Origin of the sequence: Streptomyces sp. 150FB, from assembly GCF_000818195.1 — a bacterium.
Classification (GTDB): domain Bacteria; phylum Actinomycetota; class Actinomycetes; order Streptomycetales; family Streptomycetaceae; genus Streptomyces.
Window position 1 is genome coordinate 467017 of the sequence record NZ_JTHL01000001.1, and the last position, 12328, is coordinate 479344.

10 protein-coding genes and 2 pseudogenes are annotated in these 12328 nt (G+C 71.4%); 9 read left to right on the forward strand and 3 right to left on the reverse strand.

Going from position 1 to position 12328, the window contains the following annotated elements:
* Both QR77_RS01875 and QR77_RS47680 read left to right on the forward strand, forming a co-directional pair.
* Positions 1 to 1150 (forward strand): aminotransferase class I/II-fold pyridoxal phosphate-dependent enzyme (locus tag QR77_RS01875; protein ID WP_040027109.1); only part of this gene is annotated, 1150 nt, incomplete at its 5' end.
* A 297-nt stretch (positions 1151 to 1447) separates the two neighbouring features.
* Positions 1448 to 1669: a hypothetical protein gene (locus QR77_RS47680; RefSeq protein WP_040019354.1), complete on the forward strand. Its 222-nt coding sequence runs from the start codon at positions 1448 to 1450 to the stop codon at positions 1667 to 1669.
* Positions 1670 to 1767: 98 nt separating this feature from the next.
* Here QR77_RS47680 and QR77_RS01885 read toward each other — a convergent pair whose 3' ends face one another.
* Together QR77_RS01885 and QR77_RS01890 are read right to left on the reverse strand one after the other, a co-directional pair.
* Positions 1768 to 2541: a glycosyltransferase family 2 protein gene (locus QR77_RS01885; protein ID WP_040019355.1), complete on the reverse strand. Its 774-nt coding sequence runs from the start codon at positions 2539 to 2541 to the stop codon at positions 1768 to 1770.
* A 517-nt stretch (positions 2542 to 3058) separates the two neighbouring features.
* Entirely contained in the window at positions 3059 to 4258 is a 1200-nt protein-coding gene (locus tag QR77_RS01890) for an acyltransferase (RefSeq protein ID WP_040019356.1), read from the reverse strand.
* 271 nt (positions 4259 to 4529) lie between these two features.
* Between QR77_RS01890 and QR77_RS48085 the strand changes: the two are divergent.
* Positions 4530 to 4679, forward strand: a pseudogene (locus tag QR77_RS48085) (terpene cyclase); the annotation flags it as partial.
* Positions 4680 to 4961: 282 nt separating this feature from the next.
* Here QR77_RS48085 and QR77_RS49950 read toward each other — a convergent pair.
* Positions 4962 to 6080 (reverse strand): annotated as a pseudogene (locus tag QR77_RS49950) (hypothetical protein); the annotation flags it as partial.
* 422 nt (positions 6081 to 6502) lie between these two features.
* Between QR77_RS49950 and dhaK the strand changes: the two are divergent.
* The 6 genes from dhaK to QR77_RS01925 form a co-directional block, all read left to right on the forward strand.
* Positions 6503 to 7495, forward strand: a complete 993-nt coding sequence (gene dhaK, locus QR77_RS01900) for a dihydroxyacetone kinase subunit DhaK (RefSeq protein WP_040019358.1) — start codon at positions 6503 to 6505, stop codon at positions 7493 to 7495.
* A gap of 51 nt (positions 7496 to 7546) precedes the next feature.
* The gene (gene dhaL, locus QR77_RS01905) at positions 7547 to 8206 is read left to right on the forward strand and encodes a dihydroxyacetone kinase subunit DhaL (RefSeq protein WP_040019359.1); all 660 of its coding nucleotides are present in this window, start codon (positions 7547 to 7549) and stop codon (positions 8204 to 8206) included.
* Entirely contained in the window at positions 8203 to 8613 is a 411-nt protein-coding gene (locus QR77_RS01910; RefSeq protein WP_040019360.1) for a PTS fructose transporter subunit IIA, read from the forward strand. Before dhaL ends, QR77_RS01910 begins: the two co-directional genes overlap by 4 nt.
* 172 nt (positions 8614 to 8785) lie before the next feature.
* Positions 8786 to 10228, forward strand: coding sequence for an FAD-dependent monooxygenase (locus QR77_RS01915; protein WP_040019361.1), 1443 nt, complete (start codon positions 8786 to 8788; stop codon positions 10226 to 10228).
* 87 nt (positions 10229 to 10315) lie between these two features.
* Entirely contained in the window at positions 10316 to 11974 is a 1659-nt protein-coding gene (locus QR77_RS01920; RefSeq protein ID WP_052488458.1) for an SDR family oxidoreductase, read from the forward strand.
* Between the two features lie 92 nt (positions 11975 to 12066).
* The coding region (locus tag QR77_RS01925) for a tellurite resistance TerB family protein (protein WP_150130533.1) at positions 12067 to 12328 on the forward strand (262 nt) is incomplete at its 3' end.

Below are 12328 nucleotides of genomic sequence, written 5' to 3' on the forward strand. Positions count from 1 at the left end.
CGCCCGGGGCCGCCGGATCACCGACCTCGGCCTCGGCGACCCGGCGGCGCACGGGATACCCGCCCCCGCGGCCGTGGTCGCCGCACTGTCCGAACGGCTGGAGGACGCACGCGGCTACAGCGAGGAGGCCGGGCACCCGGCGGCCCGCGCCGCCGTCGCCGAGCACTTCCGTACCCGCCGGGGGCTGCCCGGGGTCGGACCGCAGGACGTGTGGCTGGGCAACGGCGTCTCGGAACTGGCCTTCCTGACCCTCCAGTCGCTGCTGGACCCCGGTGACGAGGTGCTCGTCCCCGACCCCGGGTACCCCATGTGGCCCGCGTACGCCGCCCTGTGCGGCGGCACGCCCGTGCCGTACCCGTGCCCCGAGGCCAACGGCTGGCGCCCGGACCTCGACGCCCTCGTCCGGCTGGCGAGCCCGCGCACCCGCGCGCTGGTCGTCGTCAACCCCGTCAACCCCACCGGAGCCGTCTGGCCGCCGGAGGTTCTCGGCGGACTGGCGGCGGTGGCCCGTCGCCGCGGACTCGTACTGTTCTCCGACGAGATCTACGACGGAATCCAGTACGTCCCCGGGCCGCACCCACCGCTGGCCGCGCTGGCACCGGACCTGCTGTGCCTCACCTTCGGCGGACTGTCGAAGCTCAGCCGGGTGCCGGGCCTGCGCGCGGGATGGATGGTCGCGTGCCGCCCGCCCGGCACCGCCCGGTCCTATCTCGACGCCCTGACCTCGCTGGCCGCGCTCCGGCTGAGCCCCAACACCGTCGGCCAGTACGCCATCCCGGCCGCCCTGTCCCCGGCCGCCCTGGACGACGCGGCGGCACTGACCGCCCCGGGCGGCGCGCTCCACGAAGCCCGCCGGGCGGCCCGTATCGCGATGGCAGACCAACCGGGCCTCCGCTGTGCCCCACTGGAAGGCGCCTTCTACGCCTTCCCACGCCTGGACCTCCCGGCCGGGGTCAGCGCCGACGACTTTGCCCTGCGCCTGCTGCGGACGAAATCCGTCCTGGCCATGCCGGGCTCACAGTTCGGCGCCGACGACCGCTCCCACGGCGCCCACCTGCGGCTGACCACCCTGGCCCCACCAGCCGAGACGACCACCGCCGTCGAACGCGTCGGAGAACTCCTGGCGGAACTGCGGGCGGAGAGAGGGTGAGGAGGTAGCGCGAGGCAAAGACAGCCCCTCCCGGTCCAGAGCCTGGGAGGGACGTCGACGACCACGCGGAAGGCCGGATGACAGAACCATGCGACGGGCCCACCGGACACTTGCCGGGGGCCCGTACCCGTCGTCGGCTCGCTGTTGGACCAACGCAGTCGACCTGCGGTCCATCCGGATCCCTCCGTCGCCACCTGGTGAACGGGACCCTGCCCCCGGACCGCACCACGCTCCTGTGCGTTCGCCCCGACCCGCTCGGCGGCGGCCCCCAGCATCCTCTCCGACGCCCACGCGGCGGTGGCGCGGCTGTCGGAGGACAGCCGCAGCCTGCCCGCCGAGTCGGCCTACCACTACGGGACCTTCTTCGACCTGTTCGGCGTGGGCGAAGAGTGCAAGCCGTTTCCGATCCTGGACGACTCCCGCTTCCCGCACCGTCGGGAGACGCTCCACAGCGGTCAGGAGACCGTCCCGGTCGCCGACCGGGGCTGCTCCTCCAGTTGTTCCTGCGCACGCCGGTGACCCGCCGAGTCCCGGGGTCCGACCGCCGGTCACGCGGCATGCCGGCGGGGCGGGGCCCGGTCGGGCAGCACCCGGAAACGGTCGCCCGCCGGGCAGATCTAGATTCGGGACTTGCGCAGCGAGTGCCACACCGCCCCGGACAGCGCCAGCGTGGAACGCGGCACCGAGAGGTGTTCGTGCTCTCGGTACAGCCGCCAGTTGTGCTCCACCAGCGCCAGCTTGTTCGAGGACAGCGACCCCGCCCGGCCTGCCCTGTAGACCGCCAGCGGTTCCCGCAGACCCCGGGCGGGGTGCCCGTCCCTCATGATCGAGAGCCACAGCGCGTAGTCCTGCCGTTTCGGCATGTCCGGCATCAGCCTCGTGCCCAGCACCGTCCGGGAGTACATGGCGGTCAGGGCCCCGATGTGGTCCTGCACCAGCATGTCGCGGTACGTCACGCGCTCCCGTGCCGTGACCACCCGGCCGTTCGGCGTGAAGTCGCGGGCTTCGCCCGTGTAGTCGCCGTCGACCTTGTAGTAGGAGGTGAACGTCAGTGGGGCATCGCCTCCGGCGGCGAACGCGAGCTGCCGCTCCAGTTTTCCGGGGAGCCACATGTCGTCGCTGTCCAGGAACCCCACGTACTCCCCCCGTGCCCGCGCCAGGGCGAGGTTGCGGGCCCTGGCCGCGCCGCCCTGCTCGGGCGCCGCCTGCGGGAGCACACGCCCGTCCTGGCGGGCCAGATCCCGCAACAGGTCCATGGAGTCGTCGGTGGACGCGTCGTCGGTGACCAGCAGCTCCACATCCGTGTGGGTCTGCGCGAGCACGGAGCGCACCGACGCGCCGAGAGTGGCGGCCGAGTTGTATACCGGCATCACCACAGAAACCAGGGGCACAGCAGCGCTCCTTACCCAGATGGGAGTCGTCACGGACGTTGTCGTCGCCGGCCAAGGCTACGTCGGGCTGCCGCTCGCCGTTCGCGCCGCCGAGGCGGGCCATCACCCCGTCGGCCACGACGTGGACCCACACCGTGCCGCCTGACGCGCGTTGCGGAAGTTCGAGCAGGGACCCGGCCAACAGGGCCGGGACCGGTCGGCGAACGCCGGTAGGCGTCACGCAGCAGGTCGCTTCTCGTCGAGTTGTGTCTGATCCCGTCGTAGACCCAAACCGTGGCGTGGCCCGCCTTCGGAGCCTTCAGCCGGTCCAGCGGCTCTGTCGACGAACAAGCCGGCCGGCGAAGCGTCCTGAGGTACGAGTCGTAGATGGTGGTCGACCCCAGGTCGGCGTAGCGCTCGGCAGTGGAAGCGGCTTCGGCAGTGGTACGCGGCATCTGGTTCCTTTCGTGTTCCATGACGTCCGAGGCTCGGAACGCCGGCCCTGAAGTCGGACGACCGGAACCCGTGTCGATGAAAGTCACCTGTCCGACCGTGTCTCCGTGGCCGATGCTTCCCGTGGCGACCCAAGGCTGGTCGGCGCCGCGGCGCCCCGTGCTTGTGGGAGCGGGGTGCGGCGGCTGAAGGCCCGGGTGAGCGGCTGTTCGAAGTACCGGTGGACCGTCCAGGCGGTTCCCATCGAGAGAACGATGAGTCCCAGGACCAGGAGCAGCCCGGCACCTGGGGTGAAAGTGCTTTCGGTTCCCAGGAGTTGGCGGGCGATCAGCAGAAGGGGGAAGTGGATGATGTAGAGGGCGTAGGAGGAGTCCCCGAGGGCGACCATGGCGGGCCGAGCCAGCACCCCGGAGCGGTTTTCGGTGTCCTTGAGAGTCAGGTGCGCGATGACCAGGGCCATGGGTGCGGCCGTCATCGTTCCGAGCGCGTACTGGCTGGGCAGCAGCGGCACCGCGGCCAGGGCGGCGAGGGGCGGAAGGCACAACCAAGCGCGGGTGGGGCGAGGCAGGCCACCGGTCTGGAGAAGGCGAGCGGTGACGATTCCCAGGACGAATTCGGGCAGCCGCACCGGGGGCAGGACGTAGATGAACCATAGGCTGTTCTCGTTGATGGGTAGCCAGTCGTACAGCACAGGTCCCGTGATCACGGAGGACACCAGCGGCAATACCAGGATCAGCAGCACCACTGCCGCCCACGCCGGGCGCAGTTGATGTACGGGAATCTTGCGGGCCAGGACCAGCAGGGCAGGGAAGAGGGCGTAGAAGAACGCCTCGCAGGAGATCGACCAGGCGGGCGTGTTGAAGCTGAAGAACACATCGGCATCCGGCACCCAGTTCTGCACCAGCAGCAGGTTGGCCAGGCCGGCGCCCGGGCTGTCACCGGTCGGCATGATCAGCGGTGGATCCGCCGTGGCGAGGGCGAAGAACCCCACAGCGAGGGTCCAGCCGAGGACATGGTTGGGAAAGATCTTCCAGAAGCGACGCCGATAGAACTCCCGTGGCCGGTCGCCGGGCCGGTGGGCCCACGTCATGACAAAACCCGAGAGGACGAAGAAGCCCGTCACCGCGCTCGTCGCAAGAGGCTCGGTGACCGAGAGCACTCCCCGCACCGGGCCCGTGAAGACACCTGAGACATAGGCCATGTGGCATACGGTCACCGCCATGGCGAGCGGGAAGCGGATGCCCGTCAGCGACGGCAGACGCGGCACGGGTGTCAGGACATTCACGTCGCTGTGCTCCTCAGCACTTGACCACACACACGCCCCTTCAGGCACATGGAGCGCAACGGCGCTCACCGAGAAGATCACCAAACCCGGCGCTGTCGCGGAACGGCGTGCGGGAGCGTTCCGGCGCGCTCACGCACCCCCGCGACGAATACAGGCCTCCACTCCGCACGATCGGATGGTTTCGACGTCGATATCCGTTGGCGGCCGTTCGTTGGGTTACGAGCACAACACCCTCGTCCAGACGGACACCGCCCGGATGGCCGGCGCGGATCGCACCGCGCTCCATCGGTGCGTACGCGACTACCGCCACATGGTTCGCGCCGATTACGACTATCACCTGCAAGCCGAGCGCCATACCCGCCCCGACCTCACCAGCCCAGCCGAACGCGGCCTGCGGTCGGCCCACTTCGCCCTCGCCTGACATACGCGAGAACCCGCGCCCCCCGGCCGGCGCGGACCGCCGGCTTGACTGCAGGTCGGGTACGAAGGTGGAGTGGTCGGTGTAGAGGGTGAGGGTGCCCGGGGTGGTGCCGTCCCAGCCGAGGCCGCCGGGGTCGTAGCGGTCGCTGACCGTGGACCACCAGAGGTTCGAGGTCATGATGTGGCCGACCTCGCTGAGATAGGCCGCCATCGCTGAATCGTGCCTGCCGGGCCCGAGGGCTTGCGCGCGTAGCCGCTGGAACGTTGCCTCATTCGCGTCGATCAGAGCGCACAGCCGGTTCATCTCGCCCTCGGTGTCGAGTTCCTCGTGTTCCTTGAGGTAGTGCACGAGGTTCACCGGGTCGCCCATCGCTGCTTCCCGCCGATAAGAGACGACATCGTTGAGGAGGGTGTAGCCGTCGACGGCGGTGTCGTGCAGGGCCGGCACGTCGGCGTTGTGGAAGTCTTCCTCCGACAGGCGCAGTTCGGCGTGGGCGGCTTCGGCGAAGCCGGACAGCCGGCGCACTCCCAGGCTGCTGCGCCGTTGGGTCAGGTAGTCCTTGTAGCCGGTGCAGCCGACTTCCCGCCACTGCTCCAGTTCCGTGGTGAAGCCGTAGGCGAAGTCTTCCATTGAGGCGACAAACCGTTCCCAGGCGGGGCGTTGCATGCGGTGACGCAGCCGGCGGAACTCGGCGGTCAAGGGGGTGGCGCCGTCCTGCCGGCCCAGCAGGTCCTGCATGGTCCGGGAGAACACGCCGCGGGTGGCGAACGAGCTGCCGCCGAGCGCACCCCGGTCGACGAGGCCGTTCTCGATCCCGATGAGGTAGTTCATGACCTTGCAGCACACCAGGGCCAGGTCGTAGTCGGAGTGGGGGATGCTGAAGGCGATCAGGAGTGCCCCGTCGGCGTTGTGACTGATCTTTTCGTGGTCACCGTCGTACGCGAAGCCGAGGTGCTCGTGCGCCCATGCCGTGGTCTCTCTCAGCAGCCGGTCGCTGCCGGGGTGGAGTGCCCGGGGCAGAGTGTGAGCGAGTCTGGGCAGATGCACGCCTTGGGGGAAATCCTCGCCGGACATCGAAAGCGTGCCGGGATATGTGTGCATGGGGACGGGTGGTTCGGGACCTCGGGGTGCGTCGCGGGCCGCGAGCGGACTGCGCGGAACGGCAGACGCGGATCTGGCCGTGCCGGCCGTCCAGCGGCGCGAGAGCAACGTACGGGAGGGGGGACGGTGTCGGGTGAGGTGGCCCAGGGCGCGCAGGACGCAGATGTCTGCCAGGACGGGGTGCACCGAGCCGTCCGCGCCGACCCGTTCCTCCAGCCGACGCCGCAGCCGCGCCGCCGCCACCGCGCCCCCTGCCGCCCGCTCGCGTAAGTCACCCGGCACGGAACCAACGACGGGCATTACCGGGCGACTTGGTTGCAAGATCACGGTCCCAGGCTCCTCCCGACGGTTGGCGAACAGGCCGGTATGGGGCACGGGCACCCGATCCAGTGAAAGAAGTCGGACTGTCCACCGGAAGCGGTGGCGACGATCAGCGGGGCGAACTCGTCGATCCCCCCGGGCGCCGGGCTGCAGCCGGCTCGCTGTTCCCAGGCCATGCCGTATGAGCGGGTTCGATCGATAATTGATGGGGAAGGTCGCCGTGCGGCGACCCTGGTCAATCTGGCAGCCCGTCAGACAGGTCGGCAAGAGGTCGGCATCAGCGCCGCCGGCACCCGCTTCCAACCGCCGGGGACCGCCAAGATCGAACAACGGGCTCGTTGGGTCTGACCTGCGAGTATGCCGGTCAGGGACGTGCCTGCTAACTTAGGTAGGAGAAGCACATGAAGATGCTCATCAATGTGCCGGAGACCGTGGTCGCGGATGCTCTGCGAGGGATGGCGGCAGCGCACCCCGAGCTCACCGTCGACGTGGAGAACCGGGTGGTCGTGCGGCGGGACGCGCCGGTCGCCGGGAAGGTCGGGATCGTCTCCGGGGGCGGTTCGGGGCACGAGCCGCTGCACGGCGGGTTCGTCGGTCCTGGCATGCTTTCGGCCGCCTGTCCCGGCGAGGTGTTCACCAGTCCGGTGCCGGACCAGATGGTACGGGCGGCCGCGGCCGTGGACAGTGGCGCCGGCGTGCTTTTCATCGTGAAGAACTACACCGGTGACGTCCTGAATTTCGACATGGCGGCCGAGCTGGCCGAGGACGAGGGCATTCAGATCGCGAAAGTCCTGGTCAACGACGATGTGGCGGTGACGGACAGCCTCTTCACCGCGGGCCGGCGCGGTACCGGGGCGACCCTGTTCGTGGAGAAGCTCGCCGGGGCCGCCGCCGAGGAGGGGGCGTCTCTGGAGCGGGTGGAGGCGATCGCCCGGCATGTGAACGAGAACGCGCGCAGTTTCGGTGTGGCGCTGACCGCCGTGAGTACGCCGTCCAAGGGCAGCCCCACCTTCGACCTGCCCGAAGGTGAGCTGGAGCTGGGCATCGGCATCCACGGTGAGCCGGGTCGGGAGCGACGCGCCATGATGACGTCCCGGGAGATCGCGGACTTCGCCGTGGACGCGGTGCTCGACGATCTGCGGCCCTCGGGGCCCGTGCTGGCGCTGGTGAACGGCATGGGCGGGACGCCGCTGCTGGAGTTGTACGGGTTCAACGCCGAGGTGCACCGGGTGCTGGGCGAACGGGGCGTACCGGTGGCCCGTACGCTCGTCGGGAACTATGTGACCTCGCTCGACATGGCGGGCTGCTCAGTGACTCTCTGCCAGGCCGACGAGGAGCTGCTGCGGCTGTGGGACGCGCCGGTGGAGACCGCCGGGCTGCGCTGGGGCCGTTGAAATCCCAGGTCAGGGCCCACAGGTCACGACAGAGCCGGCAAGGAGATCCACGTGCCTGATCAGGATGCGGAACAGACGCTCGACACCGATTTCTTCCGCCGCTGGCTGACAGCGGTGGCGGCCTCGGTGGAGCGCGAGGCCGACCGTCTCACCGAGCTGGACTCGGCGATCGGCGACGCCGACCACGGCTCCAACCTGCGGCGCGGGTTCCGTGCCGTCACCGGCGTGCTGGAGCGGGATGAGGCCGCCACTCCGGCGGCGGTGCTGACGCTCGCGGGCCGCCAGCTCATCTCCACGGTGGGCGGTGCGTCGGGGCCGCTGTACGGGACGCTCCTGCGCCGTACGGGCAAGGCGCTCGGGGACGGCGACGAGGTCAGCCGGGCGCTGCTGGCCGAGGCGCTGGGTGCCGGGGTCGCCGCCGTGGCGCAGCTCGGCGGGGCGAAGGCCGGGGACAAGACCATGCTGGACGCGCTGGAGCCCGCGGTCACGGCGCTCGGTACGTCGTTCGCGGCGGCGGCCGAGGCGGCGGAGCAGGGCGCGCTGGCGACCGTACCGCTCCAGGCCCGCAAGGGCAGGGCGAGCTATCTGGGGGCGCGCAGCGTCGGGCACCAGGATCCCGGCGCGACCTCCTCCGCCCTGATCATCGCGGCGCTCGCCGACACGGCGGGCGGATCGGCGGGCGGGACGAAGGAAGGGACGGTGGACGCATGAGCGTGGACAGGCCTGTGGGCATCGTGCTCGTGTCGCACAGCGGACCGGTCGCCGCGGCCGTGGCCGAGCTGGCCAAGGGGCTCGCGGGCGGCGGGACCCTCGCACCGGTGGCCGGGGCGGGCGGCACCCCCGACGGGGACCTCGGCACCAGCTCGGAGCTGATATCGGCCGCCGCCGCCGAGGTGGACCGGGGCTCCGGGGTCGCGCTGCTGGTCGATCTGGGCAGCGCGGTGCTGACGGTGAAGGCGATGCTTGCCGAGGGCGACGAACTCCCGGACGGCGCCCGGCTGGTGGACGCGCCCTTCGTGGAGGGCGCGGTGGCCGCCCTGGTCACGGCCTCCGCGGGAGGAGATCTGGACGCGGTGCAGGCGGCGGCCTCGGAGGCGTACGACTACCGCAAGGTGTGAGATCCGCGCGACGGGCCGGCCGGCACCGGTCCGTCGCGCGCGCCCGTACCCCACGCGCGCGGCCAGGAATCCGGCTTCCCGGAAAACGGCGCATAGTCGCCGTGATCAATGCTCTGGCCACGGCGATACTGGCTGTCACATTTCAGTGACGGTACAGAGCGGCGGAGCACACATGGCGCATACGGCGAGCGAACAGAGCGGTACGCCGGACCAGGACGACCCGGGACCCGCCGACCGCCATGCCGTGGTCATCGGGGGGAGCGTCGCCGGGCTGTTGGCGGCCCACATACTCCTCGCCCACTACGACCGCGTGACGATAGTCGAGCGCGACCGCTTTCCCGACGGGCCCGAGCCGCGCGCGGGCGTCCCCCAGAGCCGGCACACGCACCTCCTGCTGGAGGGCGGTCAGCGCGCGCTGGAGGAGCTGCTCCCCGGGATAGGGGCCGAGCTGGACGAGCACGGCGCTCCCCGGATCGGGATGCCGGCCGACATCGTCTACTGGGAGGGCGGCCGCTGGTACCGGCGCACCGCCGCCAGTACGCATCTGCAGACCGGCACCCGGCCGCTGCTCGAATGGCTGGTGCGCCGCCGCGTACTGGCGGATCCGCGCCTGGTGACGGTGCAGGGTACGGAGGTCGTCGGGCTTCTCGGAAACAGCGGCCGCGTCGAGGGCATACGGCTGCGCGAGCGCGGCTCAGCGACCCACCAGGAGATACGCGAGCTCGCCGCCGGCCTGGTCGTCGACGCCTCGGGGCGCGGCTCCCGTGCCCCCGAGTGGCTGACCGGCATCGGCGCCGAGCCCGCCAAGGAGGAGACGGTGGACGCCGGACTCGCCTACTCCACCTGTCTCTTCAGCGCCGGTGAGCAGGCGCCCGAGGAGAACACCCGCGCCTACTTCTTCGTCACCGACCCCGAACAGACCGACGGAGCCGTCGCCGTGCCCACCGAGGACGGCAGGTACCTCGTCACGCTCTCCGCGCTGCGCGGCTCCGAGCCTCCGTCGGACGAGGCCGGCTTCCTCGCCTTCGCGAGCCGTCTCCCCCACCCTGTCCTGCACGAGTGGCTGCTGAAGGCGACGGCCCGGTCGCCGGTGCACGCCTTCCGCGCCACGTCCAACGTCCGCCGCAGGTACGACCGTCCCGGCAACCGCCCGCCGAACTTCCTCGCCGTCGGCGACGCGCTGTGCTCCTTCAACCCGGTGTACGCGCAGGGCGTGTCCGTCGCCTCCTTCGCCGCCCTGGCGCTGCGCGACACGCTCGGCAGGGCGGGCGCGGCCGGGGACCGGGGGCGCGCTCCGGTCACCGACGGCGCGCAGCGCGCCGTGTTCAAGGCCTCGCGGCAGGCGTGGGACATCTCGTCGGGGGCCGACAAGGAGATGCCGGGCGCGACCGGCGACGCCGTCGGCGGCGGCAGCGTGGCCGACAGGGCAGCGGCCTGGTACCTCACGCGGGTGCAGCAGCGCGCCACGGGTGATCCGGTCGTCGGGAACGCCTTCCGCTCCGTCCTGACCCTGACCGCCCCGATCACCTCGCTGTTCGCGCCACGGGTCGCGCGCGCCGTGCTGTTCGGCCCGGTCCGCCCCTCCCCCGCCGAGCCGCCGATGCGCCCGGAGTGAGCGGGGCACCGCCGCGGCGGCCGGTCTCCATGGCCCCGGGAGCTTTCTCGCCTTGCTGATCCGCTCCGGCGGGCCCAGGCTCGGCCTATGGAACTCGATCACCCGCAGAGGCCGGAACCGGCGGCGGACCCCGGCGGCGCGCCGCTGCGCTGTCTGGTGACCGGCGCGACGGGCTACATCGGCGGGCGCCTGGTACCCGAGCTGCTGGAGGCCGGCCACCGGGTGCGCGCCCTGGCCCGGTCGCCCGAGAGGCTGCGGGACCACCCCTGGGCGGGCGACGCCGAGATCGTACGGGGTGATGTCACCGACGCCGAGTCGGTCGGAGCGGCGCTGCGGGGCATCGACGTCGCGTACTACCTGGTGCACGCGCTGGGCGGCGGGCACGACTTCGCGGCCACCGACCGGCGCGCCGCCCGCGTCTTCGCCGAGCAGGCGAAGGCGGCGGGCGTGCGGCGCGTCATCCTGCTCGGCGCGCTGACCCCGGCCGGAGTACCGGAGCGCGAACTGTCGGCGCATCTGCGCTCCCGCACCGAAGTGGCCCACATCCTGCTGGACTCCGGCGTGCCGACCGCGGTGCTGCGGGCCGCGGTCATCATCGGCTCCGGCTCGGCCTCGTTCGAGATGCTGCGCTATCTCACCGAGCGGCTGCCGGTCATGGTGACGCCGAGCTGGGTACGTACGCGCATCCAGCCGATCGCCGTACGGGACGTGCTGCGCCTCCTCGTCGGCTGTGCGCGGCTGCCCGCCGACGTGAACCGGGCCTTCGACATCGGCGGGCCCGACGTCCTGACGTACCAGGACATGATGCGGCGCTACGCGAAGGTGGCCGGTCTGCCCCGGCGGCTGATCCTGCCGCTGCCCGTGCTCACCCCGGGTCTCTCCAGCCACTGGGTCGGGCTGGTGACGCCGGTCCCCGCTTCGATCGCCAAGCCGCTCACCGAGTCGCTGCGCCATGAGGTCGTCTGCCGCGAGCACGACCTCGCGCGTTACGTGCCCGATCCGCCCGAGGGGCCCGTCCCCTTCGAGCGGGCGGTGTCCCTGGCGCTGCGGCGCGTCCAGGAGGCGTCCGTCGCCACGCGCTGGTCCAACGCCTCGGTGGCGGGCGCCCCCAGCGATCCGCTGCCGACCGACCCCGACTGGGCGGGCGGCAGCCTGTACACGGACCACCGCGGCGCGGTCGTGGACGCCTCGCAGGGAGCGCTCTGGCGGGTCATCGAGGGCATCGGCGGTGACAACGGCTGGTACTCCTTCCCGCTGGCCTGGGCGGTGCGCGGCCGGCTCGACCGGTTCGTCGGCGGCGTGGGGCTGCGCCGGGGCCGGCGGGACGCGCAGCGGCTGCGGGTGGGTGACTCGCTGGACTTCTGGCGGGTGGAGGAGATCGAGCCGGGCAGGCTGCTGCGGCTGCGCGCCGAGATGCGGCTGCCGGGGCTCGCGTGGCTGGAGCTGCGGGCCGAACCCCTCCCGGCGCGGGAGGGGAACGAAGGGGATGACGGGGGCGCGGCCGGTGGCGGTGGGGAGCGGGCCGTGTTCCGCCAGCGGGCGCTGTTCCATCCGCAGGGCCTGCTCGGGCATCTCTACTGGTGGAGCGTCTGGCCGTTCCACGGCATGGTGTTCGGCGGGATGGCCCGGAACATCGCCCAGGCCGCGGGGAGGGCGGGCCGCCCCGCGGGAGGAGTCGCCGGATCAACCGGATCGCCCGGATCCTCCGGACCGGCAGGGCCCCCCGGCGAGCGCGCGCCCGCCTGATAACTTCTACACGTAACTTCTACACAACTGTAGATACAAACGGCCGTCCGGCCTTCGCGGCAGGGACGGCTCTGTGACCGATGGAGTGACTCATGGCCCTGTGGGACCGGTTCAAGGAATCAGCGGCGACGATGCAGACCCAGCTCAACGCGAAGAAGAACGACCTCAAGTCCGGCGCCTTCCGCGACGCCTCCATGGCCATGTGCGCCCTGGTAGCAGCCGCCGACGGCACCGTCGACCCCACCGAACGCCAACGCGTCGCCCAACTCATCTCCACCAACGACGTCCTCAACAACTTCCCCGCGGCCGACCTCCAACGCCGCTTCGACGACGCACTGAACAAACTCGCCGCCG

Bases quoted from the DNA above. Each gene is read 5' to 3' on its own strand.
- dhaK (WP_040019358.1), top strand. From the start codon at position 6,503: ATGAAGATGCTCATCAATGTGCCGGAGACCGTGGTCGCGGATGCTCTG.
- QR77_RS01920 (WP_052488458.1), top strand. From the start codon at position 10,316: ATGGAACTCGATCACCCGCAGAGGCCGGAACCGGCGGCGGACCCCGGC.
- QR77_RS01910 (WP_040019360.1), top strand. From the start codon at position 8,203: ATGAGCGTGGACAGGCCTGTGGGCATCGTGCTCGTGTCGCACAGCGGA.
- QR77_RS01915 (WP_040019361.1), top strand. From the start codon at position 8,786: ATGGCGCATACGGCGAGCGAACAGAGCGGTACGCCGGACCAGGACGAC.